Origin of the sequence: Candidatus Poriferisodalis sp. (genome assembly GCF_965198245.1) — a bacterium.
Lineage (GTDB): Bacteria > Actinomycetota > Acidimicrobiia > Acidimicrobiales > Poriferisodalaceae > Poriferisodalis.
In genome coordinates, this window is record NZ_OZ240249.1 from 1,747,687 (window position 1) to 1,770,206 (window position 22,520).

The window sequence follows — 22,520 nt, forward strand, 5'->3', positions numbered from 1 at the left end:
CGAACGGAGGCTCAGTGATCAACGGTAGTTCAGGGACGGTTCGGCGGGTTGCGCCGCGGCCGAGGTTGTCGCCGCATTCGCGGCTGGTGATGGTCGAGCGGGTGCTGGGGGGTCAGTCCCCGACGGCGGTGGCGGCGCAGATGGGCTGCTCGCGTCAGACGGTGCACAAGTGGGTCAAGCGTTTCGCTGCTGAGGGAGCAGCGGGCCTGGAGGACCGCTCGTGCCGGCCCCGCAGCTCGCCGGCACGCACGCCTGCGGGGGTCGAGAAGCGGATCTGCGCTCTGCGCCGCCGCCGCCGGTGGGGCCCGGCGCGGATCGGGGCGGCGCTGGGGGTCGACGGCTCGACGGTGCACCGGGTTCTGTGCCGTCACGGCCTGAACCGGCTGAGCTGGATCGACCGGCCGACCGGGCAGCGGGTGCGCCGCTATGAGAAGGCTCACCCGGGCGAACTGGTCCACGTCGACGTGAAGAAGGTCGCCAAGGTGCCTCCGGGCGGCGGCTGGCGGATCCATGGCCGCGGGTCGCCCAAGGCCAAGCCCAAGCGCCGCACCAGACGGGGGTACACGTATCTGCACGTCGCCGTGGACGACCACAGCCGGGTCGCCTATGTAGAGGCGCACGACAACGAGCGGGCTGTCACCGCTGCGGGGTTCTGGCGCAACGCCCGTGACTGGTTCGACAAGCTCAATGTCGGCATCGACGCCGTGATGACCGACAACGCCAAGAACTTCACCTCGACCGCGTTCGCCGAGGCGCTCGCCGAGAACCGCACAACCCACCGGCTCACCCGCCCCTACCGGCCCCAGACCAATGGAAAGGTCGAGCGGTTCAACCGCACCCTCGCCGAAGAGTTCCTCTACAGCTACAAGTTCCGCTCAGAACCCGACCGGCGCCGACGGCTCCAAGCCTGGGTGCACACCTACAATCTCCACCGACACCACACCGCCATCGGAGACACACCCGCCAGCCGCGTCAACAACCTCTGTGGGCATTACACTTAGTCACTTCGTTCGAGAATCGTCACGTTGGAACGCGCATACAGATTGCGCCGGCACTCAAGATGGGGTATAGCGGACGGTGAGCAGTCGAAATACGCTTCAATTCGGAAATAGTGCTTCCCGTACTCAACAGATAGTTCGGCAGAAACTTTGTTGCCCGAGACTTCATAGCTCTGGGCGGATATGTACGCTTCCGATTCACACGGGGATTGCGCATCTTCGTCCATGCAATACCAGGCAACCAAGTGATAAGATGAACTTTCCGGGAATGTGGGCCAAACTGCGCGATAGTCCCGGCCAGCAAGTGTGCCGTCCGGACTCTGCCATTCGCGGCCCTCTATAAGCGTGAGTTCCACGCTCTCGATGCTTTCGGGCTTCCAGGGTTCGGCGACAAAGGTCGCGGTGCCCTGTCGTACACATCCTGACGGAGCCGGTGGCAACTGGATGACGGTAAACGGCACCAGGTCGTTCCCGCACGCAAAAACGATGATCTCATATGACTTGCCTTCGACAACATGACCACCCTGCTGTTCATGCACTACATAGCTAGGGTTCTCGGTCCGTTGGCCGCACCAAAAACTACCATTTCTCTCGATGCGAACGTCGTCGAGCGTACATCGTTCAAGCCCGACGATCCGATAATAGTCGGCGCTCGGGTGAGGGTCCCAATCTACATCAAATACCATCGGACCAGAGTTTGGCCGTCGAATCACTCTGATCTGGGCGTCGTTGTCTTGATAAGAAAACCTGCCGCCATATGCCTCTTCTCCGACACCTACCGCAGAATCAGCGGCGACCCATAGGGCATGAACAACCCCGGGCTCTAACGATGCCACTGACTCTGGTGGCAGTACGAAGGTAGTTGTGTCTGCCGAAACACTGTAGATCCTAATTGGTTCTTCTTGGGACGCTTCGCGTAGCTTGATCACATAGCCAGTAACGGGTTCTGGATTGACAGAAACTGTATTGGGCTTCCACGTTAGACGTGTTCCCCCATCTAGCGTGGCCAACATGTTGACATCAACTGGTCCAGGAGGAGGAACGAGGGCGCATGCGGGATGACTCTCGCCGACGGGCCAACCCTGTCGATTCAAGTAGTAGCACGGGAAGTAAAAATGTACCTCATCCGTCTGCACGGATTCCGGAAAATTGACGAGTGATCCCTTCCATCCTGACCCAAGGAATGCTCCAGGACCAAGACGAGTTTCGCCATGTAATACCCCGTTTATGTGACGCGCGCCAATGTTGTGATCGAGTTCGTGTGCGACAGTGATCAAATGAGAGTACAAAATTTCGAGCTGCGGTTCACGATGCGGACCGAGTGGAATATACGTCACGCTTTCGCCTCGATGTAGGCGTGCCCTGCCTCCGATACCGCTAGAAGCGAGGTCGTTTCTGTACACCAACATGTAGTGGTGGGCAATATGAGCCCTATCAGTCGGCCCATGTTGTAAGCAATCGTGTGGGGCATAGGTGTTTCTGTCGTGGCCGTGAGACAGAAGCTCTGATATGACCACGTCGCCGGTCTCAAATTCGACGTTCAAGAGACCCGATGACTGCCATGCATAAAAGGGAGCCACTTGCTTGTTCGCCTCGCTGACAACAGCAACTATTGAATTCAGGTCGAAGTACTGCGCAAGATCAGGTTCCGTGCAGACATGAATCTTGACGCGTAAATCACCTCTCGGTCGGCCCCACCAGAACGAGACTGAGTCCGGTGTGATGGTGTCAGGGGCGTTGTTGTTCGGCCCGTCGCAGGTAGCCATGGCACGGGCTTCACTGCCGACTAGGCGGGCAGTTGCCCAGCGGTCCGCTCCCTCGATCCGGGTCATGTCACGACCGGCGACCTTCGCCGCTGGCACCGCTGCGAGACCTCCCAGCACGCACCCGCGCGCACCTGCGGCCTCGAGCCGAGCCCGCTGTGTGGCGGGCATCGGTCCGTCACGGGACCCGGCAAGCACGATGCAATCGGTGTCGACGATGCCGGCGAGTGTGACTGCGGAGTAGATGTCTGACTGCGCCCGCGCGTCGGAGCCGACCACAATCGGGAAAGCGCCAGCGCAATCTGAGGCGATCCACGGCTCGGCTCCGTCGAGATACACGCCGGGCTCACGCACATCATCAGGAAGTGTCGACGTCGAGTCTCGAAGTGTGGCATTACCGGGTGCCCCCCCGGCGAGGACACGGGCTTCGTCGCCAACCAGTCGGGCAGTCGCCCACCGGTCTGCCTCTGCTATGCGTGTCATGCCACGATTGGCGACCTTCTCCGCCGGCACCGCAGTGAGTCCACCCAGGACGTAACCACCCGCCGCCGCAGCGTCGAGGCGTGCTCGCTGAGTGGCAGGCATATCGCCGTCGCGGGGACCGGCGAGCACGATGCAATCCGTGCCGACAACTCCGGCAAGCGTTACAGCGGAATAGATGTCCGACTGCGCCCGCACATCCGAACTGACCACAATCGGCACATCATCAGCGCAGTCAGACGCAATCCACGGCTCAGCGCCGTCGAGATACACACCAGGCTCCTGCGCCCCGGCGGGAATAGCGAGCGTCACGGCAATCGTTGCGACGGCCAGGCCGGCAAGCAACAGGCGGAATGGCTTCACCATCAGGTTCCTCACGGATGCCGGGGTCCGGAGAGATTAGTAGCGGTTTCGATGAAGTTCGTTGGGATCGCTCGCACAGATGGGGTATGTGCGTGGAGTGCCTCCTCTCCGATGGCGAGGCACTCCAGATCACTATGGATCAGTTGAAGACTCCGCGGCGTGAGACGGCGGCAAACCTGCCGAACCGGCGGCCCCGGCCGCAGCATCTGCGGGCATGCCGATCCCCAGATAGCCCTCGATGCGCGCGAGTCGCTGCCCATTGAGAGCGACCTCTATGCGCACGGCGCCGACCTCAGCACGAACCTTGTCGGTGCTGCGCTGTTGGTGCCACACGATTGCTAGTGCGGCGAGCACCATGGTGGCGATCTGTGCGAGCGCCGCAGCCGTCATGTGGTCACCGTATCAAACTCGTTCCGGCAAGGCCTGTGACATTTATTGAAAATAGTTGAAAATCTGCAAGCTGACGGCAGAGGCAGATTCGCTCATGCGCAACGGGTGGTCTGTTGACATCGACGCAGCCACAGCCATCTTCGGACTGGGCGGTGTGGCAATCGCCTTCGTCGGCTCGCCCTCGCCTTCTCGGGTCAGTTTTGCGCCCAAGGAATCTGCTAACCAACTAGGCCGTGAAAGACAACCCCGTCTCAGATATCACAGTGGCCTTGGACGAGCTGCTCGACGTGCTGGACCTGCAGCGTGTCGATTCCGAATCGGATGCCTTTCGTGGCAAGGGCTCGGGCTTCGACGATTTCGGCCTGTACGGCGGCCATGTGCTCGCGCAGGCGGTCGTGGCGGCACAGCGCACCGTCGACGAAGGACGGTTGATGAACTCGGTACATGCCGTGTTCCTGCGGGGCGGCGACGGCATGGCGGACGTGGACTACACCGTCGACCGGGTGCGCGACGGGCGGGCGTTCTGCACGCGACGGGCGAAGGCGCACCAGTTCGACCGGCTGATCTTCGAACTCATGGCGACCTTCCATGTGCCCGAGGAGGGCCCCGTCGACATCGAGTGCCCGATGCCATCCGACGTGGCGCCACCGGAATCCCTGCCGACCTACCAGGAGTGCATCGCCGAGGTGGGACCGATATTTGGCGAGCAGTGGTCGTACATGACCCGGCCCGTGGAATACCGGCTCGCATACGCCCCATGGGCGCCGACGGGACCGTCGCCACGCGGCGGAATCGACTACTGGTTCCGAGCTCCCCGCCGACTGCCCGACGACCCCGCCATTCACGAAGCGGTGATCGCCTACATGAGCGACGACTGCCTCGCCGACAACGTGATCGTGCCCTACGGCGTCACTTGGCTGGACGACGGCGTGCAGGTGGTCAGCCTGGATCACGCCATGTGGTTCCACGCCCCGGCTCGTGCCGACGAGTGGATCTACTGCGAGCAGCGACCGCTGATGGCGGGCGGCAACCGCGGCACCGCCGAGGCCCGCTTCTGGCAGGACGGCCGCCTCGTAGCCACCGCCGTTCAGGAGGCCCTCGCCCGTCTGTGAAGGCCAGCTGGCCTGACAGCTCGAATGCAGCGCGGTCAGCGGCGGGCAGGCTCAGGCGACGATGCCCTCGTTGCGGAGTTCGGCGATGTCGGCGGGGGAGCGGCCCAGTTCGGTCAGCACCTCATCGGTGTGCTCGCCTTTGTCCGGTGCCATGCGCTCCAGTTGTGTCGGCGTCTTGCTGAACCGAGCCGGAAAGCGAGCCGTGTGGACCTGGCCCACGACGGGATGACGGTGAGTGAGCACCGTTTCGTTGTGCTTCACCTGAGGGTCATTGAACACTTCGGTGATACTCAGCACGGGCGCGCAGGGAACGTCGGCTTCGGATAACGCCTTGAGTGCGTCGGCTGTGGTGAACTCGCCGAGCAGCTTGGCGAATTCCTGTTGGTGTTCATTTGAGTGTCGTATCCGGGCCTCGCGAGTGGCGAAGCGAGGATCGTCGGCCAGATGCGGCACCCCCAGCTTCCCGCACACGCGCGCGTACTGCTCGTCGGAGGGCCAGATGGCGCCCACCCAGCCGTCGATCGTCTGCCATGGGCTGTACCACTCGCTGTAGGTGGGCGTTGGCGGGGCCTCGGGCACCGACTCATTCCAGAAATAGTCGAGCCACATCCACGACAGCGTCGAATCCAGCAGGTTGACTTCGACGTGCTGGCCGCCAGCGCCGTTCGACCGGGCCAGCAAGGCCCCGAGGACAGCGTTGGCCCCCGTCATTGCCGTGGTCTTGTCTGCAGTAGCAGATTTGACGAAATCGCCGCCCTGCGCCTCGGTCATGCCCGACAACGATTGGATGATCGGGTCATACACCGGTTGGTGCGCATAGGGCCCGTCGGGACCGAAACCCGACACCGACAAGTACACGAGATCGGGGTTGATTGCGCTGAGATCGTCGTACCCGATGCGCAGGCGTTCGGCCACTCCGGGTCGAAAGTTCTGGATAAACACGTCGGCACCCTCGACGAGCTGCAGCAGTATCTCGCGGCCACGCTCGTCGCGGATGTCGAGATCCATGCCGCGCTTGTTGCGGTGCATCTGGACCCAGCAGCCCGATTGGTCGCCGACGATTGCACCGGTCAGGCGCATCACGTCGGAAGCGCCCACCTTCTCGATCAACACCACCTCGGCACCCATCTCGGCGAGCTGCGTCGACACCCACGCGCCCGCGACGGCGCTCGACACGTCCACAACAGTGATGCCGTCGAGCGGTCCTGTACCCATCGGTGTCTCCTCTAGCGGACGACGGTGAAGATCGGCGAGATGGCGTAGATCGGCCTGAACTCAGTGTCGTTGCCGGTCAAACGCCCCTCATCGAGATCGACGGCGCCGACAGGACCAAAGTTGGAATTCGACTCTCGCTCTCGCTCTTGCTCATTCCCGTTCACGATGAGCGGATGCCTATTCAGCAGGCTGTCATAGTTCCTCGGCGAGCCCGCGGCCACCATCCCCATGCTGCTGCCCATGGGGAACAGCGGGTCCGCGTCCCCTTCAGAATCGCATCCGGTCCACACCATCGCATTCTTCTCGAAATGGGCGGAGTTCCCGGTGGCATACGCGCCGTAGGTGGTGTTCTCCCACGCGTCGCCGTAGAAGTCGGCGTACTGCTTCACGATGAGGGTGGGATGGTCGTCCCAGCCGCCGTCGAGCCAGTGGACCGGCACGCCTGGGGCGCCCGCTTCGACGATCTTGGTGTTGGTCACCGCGTCGACCTCAGCAGTGCACATCACCGCTGTGAACTGCGAAGCGACCCTGCGGATGACCGGATCGGTGTACGGCACGGCGACTGTTTCGCCCCGCACAAGGGTCCCCGCAGCTTCCTTTTGCACAAACGCGTTGTAGTCCTCTATGTCCCCCGATGTGGGCAGCGTTGAGCGTTGTGTGACGAATACCAGCCTGAACTGGTCTCCCACCTCGGCACCGTCGGGGACGTGCAGCCAGCTCGTGGTCACCGGGACACCGCGGGCCACGAAGGGGGCATTGTCGTTGACCACGGTGTACACCGCCAACTCCAACGCATCGCCGTCGGGGTCCGCGGCCAGGTTGTCAACGTCGGCGCCCCGGTAGGGCGCGTCCGCCAAGCTGGCGCCCGACACCGCGCCCGAGTCCTCGCTGTTGCTGGAGGTCTTCGCCAGCCGGTGCGCGGTGCCGCCGAGGTGGCGCCACACCAGCACGTAGGAGGTGTCAGGCGCCAGATGCGTGTCCGGCGGCGCCTCGAAGAAGCTGTGGCCGGCCGCGAACTCGCTGGGGCTGAGGAAGTCGAACAGCTTGGCCACCGCCGTCCAAGAAGCCCTCGCCCGCCTTTGAGAATCTCGGCGATGCGTGACCGCGACGGGTCAGCGACATCGTCACGCGCTGAGCTTGCCCACCTTCTCGGCGATGCCCAGCAACAGCTCGGAGTGGCCGGCCAGCGTCTCGGCCGTCTCGCGCTGTGATGCCTGGACTTCGCCTACCGATGCTTGGAGCTCGCGCTGCGATGTCTCGACTTCGCCTACCGATGCTTGGAGTTCGCGCTGCGATGTCTCGAGTTCGCCTACCGATGCTTGGAGTTCGCGCTGCGATGTCTCGAGTTCGCCTACCGATGCTTGGAGCTCGCGCTGCGATGTCTCGACGCGTCGCAGGGCCGCGCGCTGGACTCCGAACGCTGCGTCGAGCGCCTCGCCCACCGGCGGGAGCGCATCGGGGAATTCGTCATCGGCCACGACATCACCGTACTGCGGTGCGCCACCGGCACCAAGCGTATTTTCCGCTCTGCAGCGTTCAGGCGACGATGACCTTGTCGCGGAGCTCGGCGATCTCGGCACGGGAGCGCCCCAGCGTTGCTCAGAAGCCGGCAGGCCGTTGGAAGCCGTCGAGTGCCTCCTGCAAGAAACGGCCGATCGCCAGTGTCGTGCGGTCCTCCAGGAATGGTCCGGCGATCTGGACGCCGACCGGCAGGTCCCCAACCATGCCGACGGGCACCACGGTTGCAGGCAGCCAGGACACACCGGTCAGGCCCATCCACTTGATGATGTCGAAGTAAGGCCGGGTCTCGCCATTCACGGTGATCCGGCGATTGGTGGCCGGACGGCTGTGATCGTGGCGGACCGCAGCGGTCGGGGTCACTGGCAGCAGAACCACGTCCCAATTGGTGAAGAAGTCCTCCCAGCGCCGACGCTGCTGCAGCCGGCGCTCGTGCCAGCTCAGCCACTCCCGATGCCGCATCGCGGCGTACCAGATGCCCAGATCGCCCTGAGGCTCGTCATTCGACGAGGCGATCTCTTCCAACTGCGCAAGCGTCCACGTACCGGCTTCGGCGGCCGAGAGCAGGTGCAGGAAGGTGTCGACTGCCTTGTCGTAAGTGAATGCCGGGCGAGCATGGGTGTCAACCCGGGCGCCCGCCTGCTCCAAGGCACCGGCGGCTCCCAACAGCAGCTCGCGGTACTGGGTGTCGATCGGGCATGACTCCTCATCTAGCCATACCGCCACCCGGAAGTCGGAGATGTCGCTGTGGCGGGCAGGTGGCAGATCCAGCGAGTAGGCCTTGGAGTTCCAGGCATCGGGTCCGGCGAGCACGTCGAGCGCCATCTCGAGGTCGTCGACGTCGCGAGCCATCGGGCCAGCCACGGCAATGTCGGCCTGGCTGAGCGTCCCCGGCATGCCAGGAATCTGACCGAGCGCCGAGACGACGCCGTAGCTCGGCTTGTGACCGCTGACACCAGACCAGTGCGACGGAATACGGATAGAGCCGCCAATGTCGGAGCCAAGCTCCAGCGGCGTATAGCCAGCGGCCAGCGCGGCGCCTGACCCGCCCGAGGATCCGCCGGGGGTGTGCTCGATGTTGTACGGGTTGGCGGTGGTGCCGTAGACCTCGTTGTAGGACTGGGCGTCGCCGGCGAACAGCGGCAGGTTGGTCTTGGCGAACACGATCGCCCCAGCCGCCTTGTAGCGGGCGACGGGGTCGGCGTCGCGTTCGGGCACGAATTCGGCCAGCGCCGGGGCACCCGACGTGGTGACGAGCCCCTCGGTCTGGAACGAGTCCTTGATGGTGATGGACACACCATGCAGCGGACCCAGTTCGTCGCCCCGCGCCACTGCCGCGTCTGCGGCGTCGGCGGCAGCTAGAGCGCGCTCGGCATCGAGGGCGACGACCGCATTGATGGGACCGTCGAGACGGTCGACCCGTGCGAGCGCGGCTTCGAGCAGTTCTCGGGAGGAGACGTCGCCAGCAGCGATGGCGGCCGCAGTCTCGGTCGTGGTGGTGTACGCGAAATCGTCTGCGGCCATCTGCAGGTCCTCCTGGTCCGACGAGTTCGTAGTGAGAAGTTCGTAACGAACAGTGCTGGCAACCTAGTTCGCCGCCTCTTCCCGCCGCCCGCCTGCGCCGACAGTGCGAAAATCGCTTGCTTGACGGGGCGGTCATCGCGACAGTGTGTTGGTGCGAAACCCCATGAAATTCATCATGTTGCTGGCATGTCTGTGTTCCGTCAGCCTCGCTGCGCTGCCGGCGGAGGCGGCCGGTCCGGCGCTCACGCTCGCTGGCGGCAGTTCTGGACTGCCCGACCGGCCGCCAGCACGGGACCCGGCATTGGAGGGCGTGCACATCGAGGTGTCCAGCCGGGATCCGGACCATCGCGCTCGGAGGGTGGGCGTCGCTGCCAACCGAGCACTGTCGTCACTGTCGTTCCCACGACCCGTGCCGCGGTTCGCGCCGCCGGCGCGGCGCGTTCGCACGCTCGCCGGAGTCGACACCTGGTTCTGGGTACCGGCGGCAAGCTGGCGACCCATCGTGCGCATCGTCGCGGCCGGGAGCGTGGTGGTCACCCTTGTCGCAACGCCAGTGGCCTTGCAATTGGTTCCCGGGGATGGCTCGCCGCTCGTTTCCTGCCCAGGGCCGGGGCTGCGGTGGCTCGTGCCGGGCACTCGCTCGCCCTGCAGCCACATCTTCCAGCGGGCGTCTACAGCGCGGCGATCCGGTCGCTTCGCAGGAGCGGTGCAGTCGGTCTGGACGGTCCGATGGACATCCAATACCGGGCTCGCTGGCACCGTCGGGCCCATCGTGATCCCCACCCCGGTCATGCTGCGAGTCGTCGAGGCCCAGCCGGTCCTGGAACGCTGATCGGAGCCCTCACACAGGCGCACTAGGTTCTGCGCGCAACCACCTCGGCGAAAGGAATCACCGTGCTGGGCTGTCGAGTACTGGACCTGTCGGATCATCGAGGTCAGATGACCGGAGCGCTGCTGGCCGATCTCGGCGCGGATGTGATCCTGGTGGAGCCACCGGGCGGATCCGCCTCGCGCACCGTCGGGCCGTTCGTCGCCGGGCGAGAAGGCGACCCCGAAGCCTCGCTGTGGTTCTGGTCCTACAACCGCGGCAAGCGCAGCGTGGTGCTGGATCTCGATGACTCGCAGGATCAGCAGCGGCTGCGCGACATGGCCGCGAGCGCTGACGTGCTGATCGAGTCCGATGATCCCGGCGCCATGTCGGAGAGGGGCCTCGGACCGGACGATCTCGCAGCGGTCAATCCGGGACTGGTGTACACGTCCATCACGCCGTTCGGCCAAACCGGACCCAAGGCGGGCTGGGCAGCCACGGACTTGATCATCTCGGCTGCCGGCATGTTGTCCAACGTCATGGGCGACGAGGATCGGCCGCCGTTGCGCATCCCGCTCGATCAGTGCTTCCTGCACGCATCTGCGGAGGCTGCTGTCGCCGCGCTGATCGCGCTCCGGGATCGCAAACGCACTGGTCAGGGCCAGCACATCGATGTGAGCGCCCAGCAGGCAGTGACCCAGGCCACCCAGTCCGCCACGTTGTGTCACCTCTACAACTCGCCGGAATTGTTGCGCATGAGCGGCGGGGCACGGCTCGGGCCGTTCCGGGTGCGGCTGCGCTCGCCCGCCGCTGACGGCTATGTCTCGGCGACCATCCTGTTCGGCGAGTCCATCGGCCCCTTTGGAGCCCGCCTGTTCGAATGGATGCACACCCTGGGCGGCTGCGCCGACAGCGACCTCGAGATCGACTGGATCCACTTCGTGGAGGGCGTGATCACCGGCCGCATTCCGCCCACGGAGTACGAGCGCATCCAGCAGGTCGCGGCGGACTTCACCGCCACTCGCACCAAGGCCGATCTGTTGGAGGTGGCGCTGGAGAAGCGGCTGCTCATCGTGCCCGTCACCACGGTCGCAGATGTGGTCGAGTCGCCCCAGTTCACCGAGCGGGACTTCTGGCGGGACATTCCCACCGGAAGCATCGAATCGGTGCGCTATCCAGGTCCGTTGGCACAGTTCAGCGCCACCCCGCTGGACATCTCGACGCCCCCGCCATCGGTGGGCGAGCACACCGACGAGGTTCTCGCAGAGGCGAGCGCTGCAGCAGCGGTCCCGGTGTCCGATGCGCTGGTGGCTGCGGCCAATGCGAGTCACCGAGACCCGTCGCTCCCGCTCGCTGACGTCAAGATCCTGGACTTCATGTGGGTCATGGCCGGTCCGGGATCGACACGGGTTCTGGCCGACTGGGGCGCAACCGTGGTGCGTGTCGAGTCGTCCCACAAGGTCGAAGCGGCCCGGACCATCCAGCCGTTCCTGAACGACGAGGCCGGCGTTGACAACGGCGGCCTCTACCAGAACATGAACGCCGGCAAGCTCGGTATCACCATCGACATCTCCAAGCCCGAGAGCCGCGACCTGATCCTGGATCTCGTGCGTTGGGCCGACGTGGTGTGCGAGTCGTTCTCACCCCATGCCCTGCAGGATCTTGGCCTGTCCTATGACGACCTGCGTGCCGTCAAGCCCGACATCATCATGGCGTCGAGCTGCCTGTTCGGCCAGAGCGGCCCGCTGTCGTCGTTGGCCGGTTTCGGCACGATGGGGGCGTCGATGTCTGGCTTCTACGAGATGACCGGCTGGCCCGACCGAGACCCGGCGGGCGTGTTCGGCGCCTACACCGACTACGTGTCGCCGAAGTTCCTGAGCGCTGCCTTGCTGGCCGCGCTGGACCACCGCGACCGCACGGGCGAAGGCCAGTACATCGATCTGTCCCAGGCGGAAGCGTCGATGACGTTCCTCGCCCCGGCGGTGCTCGACTACAACGTGAATGCGCACCTGCCCGACAAGCTCGGCAACGACCATCCCGCCATGTCGCCGCACGCCGTGTTTGCCTCGGCCGGCGAGGACTGCTGGATTGCGGTGGCCTGCGAGAACGACGACCAGTGGCGAGCGCTGTGCGGAGTCATCGGTGCTGACGGACTTGCCGGACTCGGCGTTGACGAGCGGCGCGAGCGGGCTGATGAGATCGCTGGGCTGATCACGGCGTGGACGTCGCAGCGAGACGGCGTCGAGGCACACGACGAGCTGCAGGCGGCTGGCGTTCCGGCGCATGCGATTGCGAACTCCGAGATCATGACTGGCGATCCGCAGCTTGCGCACCGAAACCACTTCCGCAACGTCGCCCACGGTACGAACGGCACGATGTGGGTGGAAGGCACCCGCTTCGCGATGTCACGCAGCTCCGACGGCATCAGCCATGGCGGCCCGACCTACGGCGAGCACACCTTCGAGGTGCTCGAACAGCTGCTCGGCTACGACGCCGACCGGATTACCGAGTTGGCCGTCGCTGGCGTGCTCGAGTAGACCGCCGAGCTGGCTAGCTCGGCGCCTTGCCGACCTTCTCGCCGGTGACGTTCGCGTAGTTCCGGTTCAGGAACCAACGCTGGTAGTCGCCGTAGGTGATCGGCTCGTGGCGCGCCGGACGCTCCGAGCTGACGGCCGTGGGAACAGGATCCACAACCGCATCGTCCCGGGCGCCATAGAAGAACGGCACCGCGTAGCGGTCGCCGACCGACAGGTTGCGTGCGCGGTGTGCCGTCGACAGGTACGCGTTGTTCGTCCAGCGCTTCAGCATGTCGCCGCTGTTGACAAGGTAGGAACCGCGCATCTGGGGCGGCGAGATCCAGTCGTAGCCGGCGGGACGGATTTCCAGCCCCGGCACGTCGTTGGCAGGAAGGAAGGTGAACACCGAGCTGTCGCTGTGGGGTGCCAGGCCCCACTCGTTGTCGTCGTAGTCCATCGGCGGGTAGTGCGACATGCGCAGCGACACGCTGGGCTCGTCGAAGTGGGGATCGAAGTAGTCCGGCGGCAGATCAAGCGACAGCGCCAGGATCGGCAGCATCCGCGAGCCCAGGGCAATGAGCTGGTCAATGTAGGACTCGCAGCGCTCGGCGAAGTGCTCGAGCGGCGGGTACTGGTTGTGGGTGTGGTAGCCGTGGCGGTGGCAGAAGAACGCTTCGTTCTGGTTGGGCTTGCGTACGGGCCCCGCGATGTCGGATGCATACGATGTGCCGCCGCCCATCCCGAGGTAGCCGCCGACCACTTTGCCCATCGGGATCGAGTCCTTCACCGGCTGGGGTAGCGCGTGAAGCCGCCGGGCCTCGTCGAACATCAGCTCGATCGTGGTGGCGGGTATGCCGTGGTTGACGATGAAGAAGAAGCCCATCTCGGTGAGCGCGTCACGCAGCTCGGCGGCGAGGGCAGCTTGGGCCGCTGGATCCGGCACCGGCTCGTTGAGCGGCGCGAGATTCAAGACGGGAATGACGCCAGTCGTCCCGGCGGACCCGGTCGATTGCGTTGTGCTTCCGCGATCCTGCGATGTGAGCGCCACGGTGCCCCCTTGTCGTGCTACGAGCGTACGCGGGCAGTCGGAACGGCGTCCCGCAACGACGTCTCGGAATGTTGTCACTGGGCGTTGGTACGGTTCGGCCCCATGAGAGCATGGCGACTGAACGAGTTGGGCTACCCGTGGGACGTGCTGGAGCTGGGCGAGTACCCCTCGCCCGAGCCAGGGCCCGGCCAGGCGCGCATCACCGTGGAGGCCACCGACCTGAACTTCGCTGACATCCTGCATTGCCAAGGCACCTACCAGGTGCGTTCGAATCCGCCGTTCACTCCCGGCATGGGAGCTTCGGGCACGGTGGTCGAGGTCGGTCCCGATTGCGATCTGAAGGTCGGCGACCGGGTGATTGGCTCTGGCACCGCCGGCTGGGGCGGTTATGCCAGCGAGGCGCTGATCAAGGGCGCAACGGCACGGCACGTGCCCGACGACGTCTCGATTCCGGCGGCATGTGCTGCCAATGTCATCTATGGGACGGCATGGTTCTCGCTGTACCGGCGGGGGCAGATGCAAGCCGGTGAGACGGTGCTGGTGCTGGCGGCCGCTGGCGGCGTCGGCTCGGCCGCTGTGCAGATGGCCAAGGCTGCGGGATGCACGGTGATCGCCGCCGCGGGCGGCGCTGCGAAGGTGCAGACCTGCCGCGAGCTCGGCGCCGACACCGTCATCGACTACGACAACGACGACCTCTACCAGTCGGTGATGGATGCGACTGGCGGCCGGGGCTGCGACATCATCTATGACCCGGTCGGCGGCAAGTACTTCGACGTGGCGCGGCGCCTCGTGGCATGGGAAGGCCGGCTGCTGGTGGTGGGCTTCGCCAGCGGCACGATCCCCCAAGCGCCTGCCAACCACCTGCTGGTGAAGAACTACTCGGTGGTCGGCGTGCACATGGGCGGCTACCGGGGCCGCATGGACGAGGTGCTCGAGGAGTGCTACGACGAGCTGTGGCCCCAGGTTGCAGACGGCAGGCTGGACCCGCTGGTCAGCCAGGTATTGCCGCTCGAAGGGCTGCTCGACGGGCTGCAAGCGCTGCACGGGCGCAAGACCACCGGCAGGGTCCTGCTGCGCCCGGACCTGTAGGCCTCAGCCGCGGGTCACGGTGTAGCCGACCGATTCGCGGTCCCAGAGGTCGTCGGTGACGCCGGTGTCCCGGATTGCCTGCTTGCGGATCTTGCCTGAAGCGGTCTTGTCCAGCTCGGCGACGAACTGCAGGTAGCGCGGGACGCTGTGGCGGGGCATCCGGGGCACGCACCAGTCCAAGAATTCGACTGGATCGGGGGGTGGTCCGTCCACCGCCACCACGGCGAGCACCTCGTCTTCGCCGCCGGCCCCTTCGACACGCAGCCCGACCACGGCACTCTCGACGACGCCTTCGTATTCGTTGATGACTGTTTCCACTTCGTAGCTGGAGATGTTCTCGCCGCGGCGGCGGATGCGGTCGTTGAGCCGGTCCACGAAGTGCAGCCGGCCTGCGTCGTCGAGCTTGCCGGCGTCGCCGGTGTGGAACCACAGGTTGCGCCACGCTGCGACGGTCTTGTCGGGCATCTGGTGGTAGCCCACGTTGAAGCAGAAGGGCACGCGGGGCCGTACGAGGATCTCGCCGATCTCGTTGCCGGGTAACGGAAGATCGGTCGCGGGGTCGGCGACGATCACCTCGAAGTAGTCATCCAGAGGCGGACCGGCGCAGCCGGACATCACCGGATCGGCGGGGTTGGTGAAGGCGACCATGTTAACCTCGGTCATCCCGTAGCCCTGCGCGATGCGCACACCGAAGCGCTCCTCGAACCCGGCAGCCCATTCGTCGGCGACCGGGAGGGCGATGACTGCGCGCAGTTGGTGATCCCGGTCGCGCTTGGTTCGGGGACTGCGCCAGATGAACTCCGGCATGACCCCGAGGGCGTTCGTCAGCGTGATGCCCTTGTCGATGACGGTGTCGAGCCACTGGGCCACGCTGAACCGCTTGGTGACGTACACCGAGGCGCCGGCGTGCAGCGATGCGTAGATCTGCATGAACAGCCCATTCGCGTGGAACATCGGCATGCAGCAGAAGAAACGGTCCTCGGGCGTGATCTCCAGCGATTGTGCCGTGGTGAGGCCGAACAGGTAGCAGTGCGCCTGAGGCATGAGCACACCCTTGGCCGGACCCGTTGTGCCCGATGTGTACATGATCGTGCAGACGTCGCTGGGCTTGGCTTCCAGCACTGCGTCAGCGCGGGCCGCAGTGGCGAGCAGTTCGCTCACGCCCCGCACGGCAGCGAACGCGAGCGAGTCCGGGACGTCGATAGCGGCGGCATGGTTGTTGGCTGGACTGTCGGCGTCGACGGACTCAGCAGAAATCGCAGCCGGCGCAGGAGGGTGCTCTTTGCTCACGGCCGCATCGCGCGCGCCCGCGGCCTCGTCCTCCACAAGCAAAACGGCTTCGATGTCGACCGTCGACGTGTCCACCGACGCGAATCGGTCCAGCAGGCCGCGATCAACCGCCACGATCCGAGGTTCGGAATTGCGCACCTGGTGCTCCAGGAATGCGCCGCGCAGGTCGGTGTTGACCGGGACGAAGATCGCCCGCCGCTTCTGGGTGGCGATCATCAGCAGCATGAACTCGGCACTGTTGGTGAGCAAGCCCAGCAGCCGATCGCCCGGCTCAAGGCCGAGGTCGGCCAGCGCAGTTGCCAACCGGTCAGTCAGCTCGTCAAGCTCGGCGAAGCTGACCGTGCGATCGTCCTCGAATGAGAGAAACTCGCGAGCGCCATGTGCCCTCGCCGCTTCCCGAACGAGCCCTGGCAACGTCCAGCCGTCACGACTCGTGCCCTGGTCACGGGTGCCCATCAGCGGAATCGTAGACTTCGCCCGGGCAATTCAGCCCGAATGAGGGGCGCCTGCTTGCCGGGCGCGTACAGAGGTTGGGCACCTGTTTGGGAGGTGACCGCATGCTGATCGGATTGCCCGGCGAACTCAAGGCGGGTGAACAGCGGGTTGGGCTGACGCCCCACGCTGTGCGCGAGCTGGTGTTGCACGAGCATCAGGTGCAGGTGGAGTCCGGCGCTGGCGCGGGCATACGAGTCCCCGATGCCGAATACGAAACCGCGGGCGCACGCATCGGCACCTGTGACGAGGTGTGGGAGAAGTCGGAACTCGTCGTCAAGGTGAAGGAACCGCAGGCGTCGGAACGCAAGCGGCTCGGCGACGGTCAGATCCTGTTCGCCTACCTGCACCTGGCGCCCGATCCAGAGCAGACGGCCGATCTCGTGGCCTCGGGTGCGGCCTGCGTCGCGTACGAGACGGTCACCGACTCGCGTGGGGGCTTGCCGTTGCTGGCACCGATGTCTCGGGTCGCCGGCCGGCTCGCCGTGCAGGCGGGCGCGTGGGCGCTGGAAACAGCGCACGGCGGCATCGGCCTGCTGATCGGCGGCGTGCCGGGCGTGCCGCCGGCTCGTGTGGTGATCATCGGCGGGGGAGTCGTCGGCGAGAACGCAGCCGAGATCGCCATCGGCATGGGTGCCGACGTGAAGGTGCTCGACATCGATCCCGCCGCGCTGGACCACCTCGAGCAGCGTTTCGGTGCTGCGGTCGTGACGGTCACGTCGACCCGCGCAACGGTCGAGACCGAGGTGCTGAACGCTGACCTGGTGATCGGCGCTGTGCTGGTGACCGGCGCTCGGGCGCCCAAGCTCGTCACTGCCGACATGATCCGCCAGATGCGAGCGGGTTCAGTGGTCGTGGATGTCGCCATCGATCAGGGTGGCTGCTTCGAGACGTCGAAACCCACGACGCATGCCGAGCCGACCTACGTCTGCGACGGTGTCGTGCACTACTGCGTCGCGAACATGCCCGGCGCCGTGCCGGTGACCTCAACCCGAGCGCTCAGCGACGCCACCCTGCCCAGGGTGCTCGCCATTGCCGAGAACGGCCTCGACGCCCTGCGCACCGACCCCCACCTCCGTGCTGGCCTCAACGTCTACAAAGGCCACGTCACCGAGCCCAACGTGGCCGCCGCCCTCAACATCCCCTACACCGACCCTCTCACCGCCCTCGGCCTCTGAGCGATTCTTCGAAAGGCGCCTACGAGGGTCGCTACTGAAGCGCAACTGCACACCGGAGTCACAGTATGTGCGTTCTGGAGCACCTAGCCGTGTCTTTCGAGTGCCTCTTCGAGACGCCTAAGGAAGATGTTGACTTGCTGTTCAAGCACTCCCGCCCGTTCTCGGCTGAGATCTTCGACCCTGCCGTGTGCGGCTAGGTTGCGTAGCCCTGCCATTTGCTCGATGTCCTTGAGGTCCTGGCGCCCGAGCACGCCGGAAGCACGTAGGGCCTCGGCGTATGCACTGATGCCGGGAGTCCTAGACGTCGTAAGGCCTAGTTGCTCGACGGCTGACCTCAGCACTATCTCAAGCGCTGCTCCGGCGAGCACGATCGAAGCTGCCGGGTTCACCGTGGCGTCAGTATTGAGCGCACGGACTTGTTCCATGAGATCTGTAGATGCGACGCCTCGAAGACCTAGCGCATCGACGAACGCAGGCTTGATTTGGCCGGATCGGACGAGATCGGACCATTCTTGGATCACGTCGCCAATCGCACGCGCGCCGCTTTCCATTGATTGGTTCTCGCCATTTTTTTCGTAGACCTGATGGGCAGCTTGGGCCCACCGCGATGTTGAGCCCGCAAAGCGCTCCAAGAAATCGAGTGCGGCCGCGGCACGGGCGCGAATTGAGCCTTGTGCCGTTGGGTCCGCAGCTTGCCAATAGTCGCCGTAGCCATGCCCGCGGGGCATCCAGACCATGTCCTTTTTCAGTTGTGCGATGTGGCCTTCGGCCCACTTGAGGATCTGTGCATCGGACGTCACTTGGCAAGTATCTCCCGAAAGCCGTGGAGATTCGCGCTTCCCTTGGAACTTCGCTCTCAGTCGTTTGTGAGTCGGTTGACGTCCTGCTCCAAGTGTGCGTGTAACACCTGTTCGGCATGATCCCCTTGCGAACGTGCGGCGCTCAGTAGCGTCGGGAGGCAGGAGGACCGGTGGCCGGAAAGCAACGCAGCCTGCTGCGATCGATCGACCTATTTGCGGGCGCGGGGGGACTCACGCTCGGTTTCGGGATGGCTGGGCGGGATGGTGGCCCCGCCGCGTACGAGCCTGTGCTCGCTGTGGAGCACGACGCAGCGGCGGCGCGCACATACAAGACGAACTTCGGCGTGACGGTGTTCGACGGTGACATCGAGGCCTTCGACCCGGCGGCATACCCGAGGGCCGATGTCATCTTGGCTGGCCCGCCTTGTCAAGGGTTCTCACCGCTCGGTCGTGATCGCGACGTTGCCTCTCGGGCCGAGCTCAACGGGCTCTGGGAGCACTGCTTGGAAGCGATCGCAGTCGTGCGTCCCCTGGCGTTCGTGATCGAGAACGTGCCCCAGTTCCAAAAGTCGGCGGAGTTCGAGGAGCTGCTTCGCCGCCTCGAGTCGGACTCCTTCTTGCGGCTCTACGGACTCGGATACGGGGTGCTCAACGCAGCTGACTATGGAGTTCCCCAAACGCGCCGTCGAGGCATCCTCGTGGGCCTACTTGGTCCGAGCGTCGAATGGCCGCCACCGGCTACCCACGGTGCAGTCATGCATGGCCAACCACCAGTCCAGACCGTGTGCGATGCCATCGGCGATCTGCCCGAGACGCCGACGACGGACCAACCGATGATGCGCGGCGACCTGCAAGATCTCCACATCAGGCGCAACCCGCGCCCAACTTCGTTGGAGCGCTACCAGGCGATTCCTGAAGGTGGCAACCGATTCGACCTCCAGCGCAGGCGCCCGGACCTGACGCCTCCCTGCTGGGCCAACAAGCCAACAGGCACCACAGACGTTATGGGTCGCTTGTGGTGGGATCGGCCAGCCCAGACGATCCGGACTGAGTTCTACAAGCCCGAAAAGGGCCGGTATCTCCACCCCAAGGCTGACCGCCCGATCACACATCGTGAGGCCGCACGGCTGCAGAGTTTTCCCGACACCTTCATCTTCGAGGGCACGAAGATCGAGATCGCACGCCAGATCGGAAATGCAGTACCACCGCTCATGGCGCGCGCGATCGCACAGCACATCGCCGAGGCACTGCACCCCGGTTGACGGCGTACGGTCCCTGTCACTAGACCCGCGGCGTGGAACACGATCCAGACTCCGATCTGACTGCGGTGGCGGCCGCTCTGCGCAGCAAGGATTGCGACGGCAGCCGAACTGCGCGTGTGCTGCGTGAGACGCTTGATCAGCTGTACGACGGCGCCCGGACCGGCCGGTACCGCTGGGACCAGCTGTACAAGACCGAAAAAACCCACTGCGGCACGCTAGTCGAGATCAATATGCAGCGCGAGTTTGGATACGCAGATGGCGAGGAGTTGGATTTCAGCATCGCTGGTTTGGAAGTGGACTGCAAATACTCGCAACGGATCGGTGGGTGGATGATTCCGCTAGAGGCCCATGACGAGATTTGCATGGTGCTTTGGGCAAGTGACGACGAGTCGGCTTGGAAGATGGGAGTCGTCCGGGCACTCCCGGGTCTGCTCAGCGACGGAAGGAACCGGGATTCGAAGACGACGCTGAATGCGGCTGGGCGCGAGGCGATTTGCTGGATCTTCCGGCACGGGCAGTTGGCTGAGAACACGCTTCTCCATCTCGCAGAGGACATTGTGAGTCAGATCATGAGCAGTGACTCTGGTGCCGAACGAGTCCGACGGCTCTTCCAATTGGTGCAACGGCGGCCGATTCGCCGAGAGGTCGTTGCGACTGTGGCACAGCAGGTTGACTACATGAAACGCGTACGGGACAACGGCGGTGCTCGGGGAACGCTCAAGCCGGAAGGCATCATCATCCCGGGGCACTACAGCACTCATCAGGACATTGCAGAGGCGTTGAATGTTCCCGTGCCGGGCACGAGCGAGTTCGTCAGTGTCCGCGTTTGTCCAGCGCAACCCGGTGATGCAGGCGCCGCGGAAATCGAAGGTTCGATGTGGCGAGTCGCTGGAGAGGATGACCCGGTCGTGCCTGCCCCGAAGTTGCCGAAGCGCTAGCCCGTGACATCTTTGGTGGCCAGTACCCGTCGCGCGACAGCACTGCGATGAGTGCCACATTCTCCTGTTTCTGTTCGCTCAGGCGGCTCAATCCGCCCGAGTCCAGGACAAGAACGGTCAACCTGCCGCCTCGCCAGTGCCGCCTGTACGAATACGACCCACGAGTGCCTCGGCTTTCGCCATGGCAGCCTCAGAAGGTTCTCCGACCTCGTCGATGAGTTCAGCGAGATATTTCTCGGTCTCTGCGCTCAACTCCTGCCGACGAAGCTCGTCCTGGATGGCCGCCTGCAGCAGGTCGGCGGGCGACAGGCCGTGCTCCTTGACTGAGACGTAGAGGTCATCAGAGAGATCAACCCGAATCTGGGGCATGAGCTCAACGTACTCACCGCTGGTGGACAGGCCAAGCGATTTCATTGGAGGGCTGTGAGCAGCAAGGGCTCATTCAGCGAGGCGGCGGGCTCGGGTGCGGATGAGTTGTTCGATGTGGTCGGCGGCCTCGTCGGGCTCTTCGTGCTCCCACATGCGCACGGTTGTCCAGCCGGCTGCCTCCAGGCGGGCATCGGTGTCGGCATCGCAGGCTCAGCTGCAGGAGCGTGCTGAATGCGGCCATAAACGGCGTAACCCCGGCCGTTTGCCGAAGCATTGACGGTTCCGGGGTTTTCGTTGCCGACTCTAACATCCCGGCGGTGAATGTGTCGGCTCACGAACTCGATGTCCTCGTCGGCAGGATCCAGCGCGCGTGCGGCAAGAGGTAGCTCAGCGCATGGAGGTGCTGCACTTCCTGCGCAACCGGATTGCTCATCATCAGCCGACGTATCGGCGTGATCTGCGGAGTGATCTCCAATCGATCAGGGACGTCCTGGGTTGGGTGTGTCCCGTGACGTTGCGTTGGCATGACCGCTGCTCGCGCGCTCTCGCAGTGTTGGATCAGCGGCCGTAAGCGGATCGCCGCAGGCGTCAGGTCCACAGGGCGCAGATCGGGATCGCTTCGATTCTGTCCGCTAGGCGGTACTTGCGACTGCCGATGTGGAGGACGGCACCAGCTACGAACTGGGGGTCGAGTTCATCGCGCAGCCAGAGAAGGTGCCGAGCATCGCTGGCGTTGGGAGCGTTCGTGGCCTTGATCTCGATATCCCCTACACCAACCCCTTACCGTCCTCGGCTCGTAGGCCGTAGCCCGTGGGTTGGCGCTCAGGCCTGATCGCGACTGCAACTTTCACACACCTATGACTGCCTATTTTGCACATGGTCGTCTGCCGCTCTTGCGCAACCGTGAGGTGCAGACGCTCGGAGAATTGACTCACTCCGTAAGGCGGCGGGCTCGGTCGCGGATGAGTTGTTCGATGTGATCGGCGGCCTCGTCGGGTTCTTCGTGCTCCCAGACGCGCACTGTTGTCCAGCCGGCTGCTTCCAGGCGGGCGTCGGTGTCGGCGTCGCGGGCCCGGTTGCGGGCGATCTTGGTTTCCCAGTACTCGGCGTTGCGGCGGGGCTTGGTGCCGTGTTCGGGACAGCCGTGCCAGAAGCAGCCGTCCACGAAGACGGCCACCCGCAGACGGGAGAACACGATGTCGGCCTCCCGACGCACGTCAGGCAGCGGCCGGCGATGCACGAAGTAACGCAGGCCTCGCCGGTGCAAGGCCGATCTGATCAGCCGCTCCGGCCCCGTGTCGCGGGATCGCTGTTTGGACATGCGCTCCGAGGCAGGACCCGGCAGCGCCTTGGGTTCCACTCGGTCG

General features: G+C 64.7%; 20 protein-coding genes. 9 read left to right on the forward strand and 11 right to left on the reverse strand.

Going from position 1 to position 22,520, the window contains the following annotated elements; translation table 11 throughout:
• Nucleotides 1-17 precede the first annotated feature (17 nt).
• Nucleotides 18-1,001, forward strand: a complete 984-nt coding sequence (locus tag ACOCMM_RS08015) for an IS481 family transposase (protein ID WP_419554840.1) — start codon at nt 18-20, stop codon at nt 999-1,001.
• Here ACOCMM_RS08015 and ACOCMM_RS08020 read toward each other — a convergent pair.
• Both ACOCMM_RS08020 and ACOCMM_RS08025 read right to left on the reverse strand, forming a co-directional pair.
• Entirely contained in the window at nt 998-3,607 is a 2,610-nt protein-coding gene (locus ACOCMM_RS08020; RefSeq protein WP_419552651.1) for a hypothetical protein, read from the reverse strand. The genes ACOCMM_RS08015 and ACOCMM_RS08020 overlap by 4 nt on opposite strands.
• A 129-nt stretch (nt 3,608-3,736) precedes the next feature.
• Nucleotides 3,737-3,994 carry a hypothetical protein gene (locus ACOCMM_RS08025; protein WP_419552652.1) on the reverse strand — a complete coding sequence of 86 codons (258 nt, stop codon included), beginning with the start codon at nt 3,992-3,994 and terminating at the stop codon, nt 3,737-3,739.
• A gap of 233 nt (nt 3,995-4,227) precedes the next feature.
• Here ACOCMM_RS08025 and ACOCMM_RS08030 point away from each other — a divergent pair, with 233 nt between their 5' ends.
• Nucleotides 4,228-5,106, forward strand: coding sequence for an acyl-CoA thioesterase (locus ACOCMM_RS08030; protein WP_419552653.1), 879 nt, complete (start codon nt 4,228-4,230; stop codon nt 5,104-5,106).
• A gap of 51 nt (nt 5,107-5,157) precedes the next feature.
• On the opposite strand, the gene ACOCMM_RS08035 is transcribed toward ACOCMM_RS08030, so the two are convergent.
• From ACOCMM_RS08035 to ACOCMM_RS08050, 4 genes are all read right to left on the reverse strand, one after another.
• Nucleotides 5,158-6,321 (reverse strand): CaiB/BaiF CoA transferase family protein, encoded by a 1,164-nt coding sequence (locus tag ACOCMM_RS08035; protein ID WP_419552654.1) that lies wholly within the window; start codon nt 6,319-6,321, stop codon nt 5,158-5,160.
• Nucleotides 6,322-6,332: 11 nt separating this feature from the next.
• Nucleotides 6,333-7,373, reverse strand: a complete 1,041-nt coding sequence (locus ACOCMM_RS08040) for a hypothetical protein (RefSeq protein WP_419552655.1) — start codon at nt 7,371-7,373, stop codon at nt 6,333-6,335.
• Between the two features lie 72 nt (nt 7,374-7,445).
• Nucleotides 7,446-7,799 (reverse strand): hypothetical protein, encoded by a 354-nt coding sequence (locus ACOCMM_RS08045; protein ID WP_419552656.1) that lies wholly within the window; start codon nt 7,797-7,799, stop codon nt 7,446-7,448.
• Between the two features lie 121 nt (nt 7,800-7,920).
• Nucleotides 7,921-9,363: an amidase gene (locus tag ACOCMM_RS08050; protein WP_419552657.1), complete on the reverse strand. Its 1,443-nt coding sequence runs from the start codon at nt 9,361-9,363 to the stop codon at nt 7,921-7,923.
• A gap of 163 nt (nt 9,364-9,526) precedes the next feature.
• On the opposite strand from ACOCMM_RS08050, the gene ACOCMM_RS08055 reads away from it, so the two are divergent.
• A complete protein-coding gene (locus tag ACOCMM_RS08055; protein WP_419552658.1) occupies nt 9,527-10,195 on the forward strand; it encodes a hypothetical protein in 669 nt (222 codons plus the stop codon).
• A 62-nt stretch (nt 10,196-10,257) separates the two neighbouring features.
• Nucleotides 10,258-12,708, forward strand: coding sequence for a CaiB/BaiF CoA transferase family protein (locus tag ACOCMM_RS08060; RefSeq protein WP_419552659.1), 2,451 nt, complete (start codon nt 10,258-10,260; stop codon nt 12,706-12,708).
• Between the two features lie 13 nt (nt 12,709-12,721).
• Here the strand turns inward: ACOCMM_RS08060 and ACOCMM_RS08065 are convergent, their stop codons facing one another.
• Nucleotides 12,722-13,735 carry an isopenicillin N synthase family dioxygenase gene (locus ACOCMM_RS08065; protein ID WP_419552660.1) on the reverse strand — a complete coding sequence of 338 codons (1,014 nt, stop codon included), beginning with the start codon at nt 13,733-13,735 and terminating at the stop codon, nt 12,722-12,724.
• A 102-nt stretch (nt 13,736-13,837) separates the two neighbouring features.
• Here ACOCMM_RS08065 and ACOCMM_RS08070 point away from each other — a divergent pair, with 102 nt between their 5' ends.
• The gene (locus ACOCMM_RS08070) at nt 13,838-14,824 is read left to right on the forward strand and encodes an NADPH:quinone oxidoreductase family protein (protein WP_419552661.1); all 987 of its coding nucleotides are present in this window, start codon (nt 13,838-13,840) and stop codon (nt 14,822-14,824) included.
• Nucleotides 14,825-14,827: 3 nt separating this feature from the next.
• Here the strand turns inward: ACOCMM_RS08070 and ACOCMM_RS08075 are convergent, their stop codons facing one another.
• Nucleotides 14,828-16,570: an AMP-binding protein gene (locus ACOCMM_RS08075; protein ID WP_419552662.1), complete on the reverse strand. Its 1,743-nt coding sequence runs from the start codon at nt 16,568-16,570 to the stop codon at nt 14,828-14,830.
• Nucleotides 16,571-16,671: 101 nt separating this feature from the next.
• Between ACOCMM_RS08075 and ald the strand changes: the two genes are divergently transcribed.
• Nucleotides 16,672-17,784, forward strand: a complete 1,113-nt coding sequence (gene ald / locus ACOCMM_RS08080; RefSeq protein WP_419552663.1) for an alanine dehydrogenase — start codon at nt 16,672-16,674, stop codon at nt 17,782-17,784.
• An 83-nt stretch (nt 17,785-17,867) separates the two neighbouring features.
• Here ald and ACOCMM_RS08085 read toward each other — a convergent pair whose 3' ends face one another.
• Nucleotides 17,868-18,584, reverse strand: a complete 717-nt coding sequence (locus ACOCMM_RS08085; protein WP_419552664.1) for a hypothetical protein — start codon at nt 18,582-18,584, stop codon at nt 17,868-17,870.
• Between the two features lie 170 nt (nt 18,585-18,754).
• Between ACOCMM_RS08085 and ACOCMM_RS08090 the strand changes: the two genes are divergently transcribed.
• Nucleotides 18,755-19,846, forward strand: a complete 1,092-nt coding sequence (locus ACOCMM_RS08090) for a DNA cytosine methyltransferase (protein WP_419552665.1) — start codon at nt 18,755-18,757, stop codon at nt 19,844-19,846.
• A gap of 32 nt (nt 19,847-19,878) precedes the next feature.
• Complete coding sequence (locus tag ACOCMM_RS08095) at nt 19,879-20,784, forward strand: NaeI family type II restriction endonuclease (RefSeq protein ID WP_419552666.1); 906 nt, start codon at nt 19,879-19,881, stop codon at nt 20,782-20,784.
• Nucleotides 20,785-20,901: 117 nt separating this feature from the next.
• Here ACOCMM_RS08095 and ACOCMM_RS08100 read toward each other — a convergent pair whose 3' ends face one another.
• Entirely contained in the window at nt 20,902-21,153 is a 252-nt protein-coding gene (locus ACOCMM_RS08100; protein WP_419552667.1) for a hypothetical protein, read from the reverse strand.
• 54 nt (nt 21,154-21,207) lie between these two features.
• Here ACOCMM_RS08100 and ACOCMM_RS08105 point away from each other — a divergent pair, with 54 nt between their 5' ends.
• Nucleotides 21,208-21,384 carry a hypothetical protein gene (locus tag ACOCMM_RS08105; RefSeq protein ID WP_419552668.1) on the forward strand — a complete coding sequence of 59 codons (177 nt, stop codon included), beginning with the start codon at nt 21,208-21,210 and terminating at the stop codon, nt 21,382-21,384.
• Between the two features lie 700 nt (nt 21,385-22,084).
• On the opposite strand, the gene ACOCMM_RS08110 is transcribed toward ACOCMM_RS08105, so the two are convergent.
• Nucleotides 22,085-22,513, reverse strand: a complete 429-nt coding sequence (locus tag ACOCMM_RS08110; protein WP_419552669.1) for a very short patch repair endonuclease — start codon at nt 22,511-22,513, stop codon at nt 22,085-22,087.
• Between the last annotated feature and the right edge of the window lie 7 nt (nt 22,514-22,520).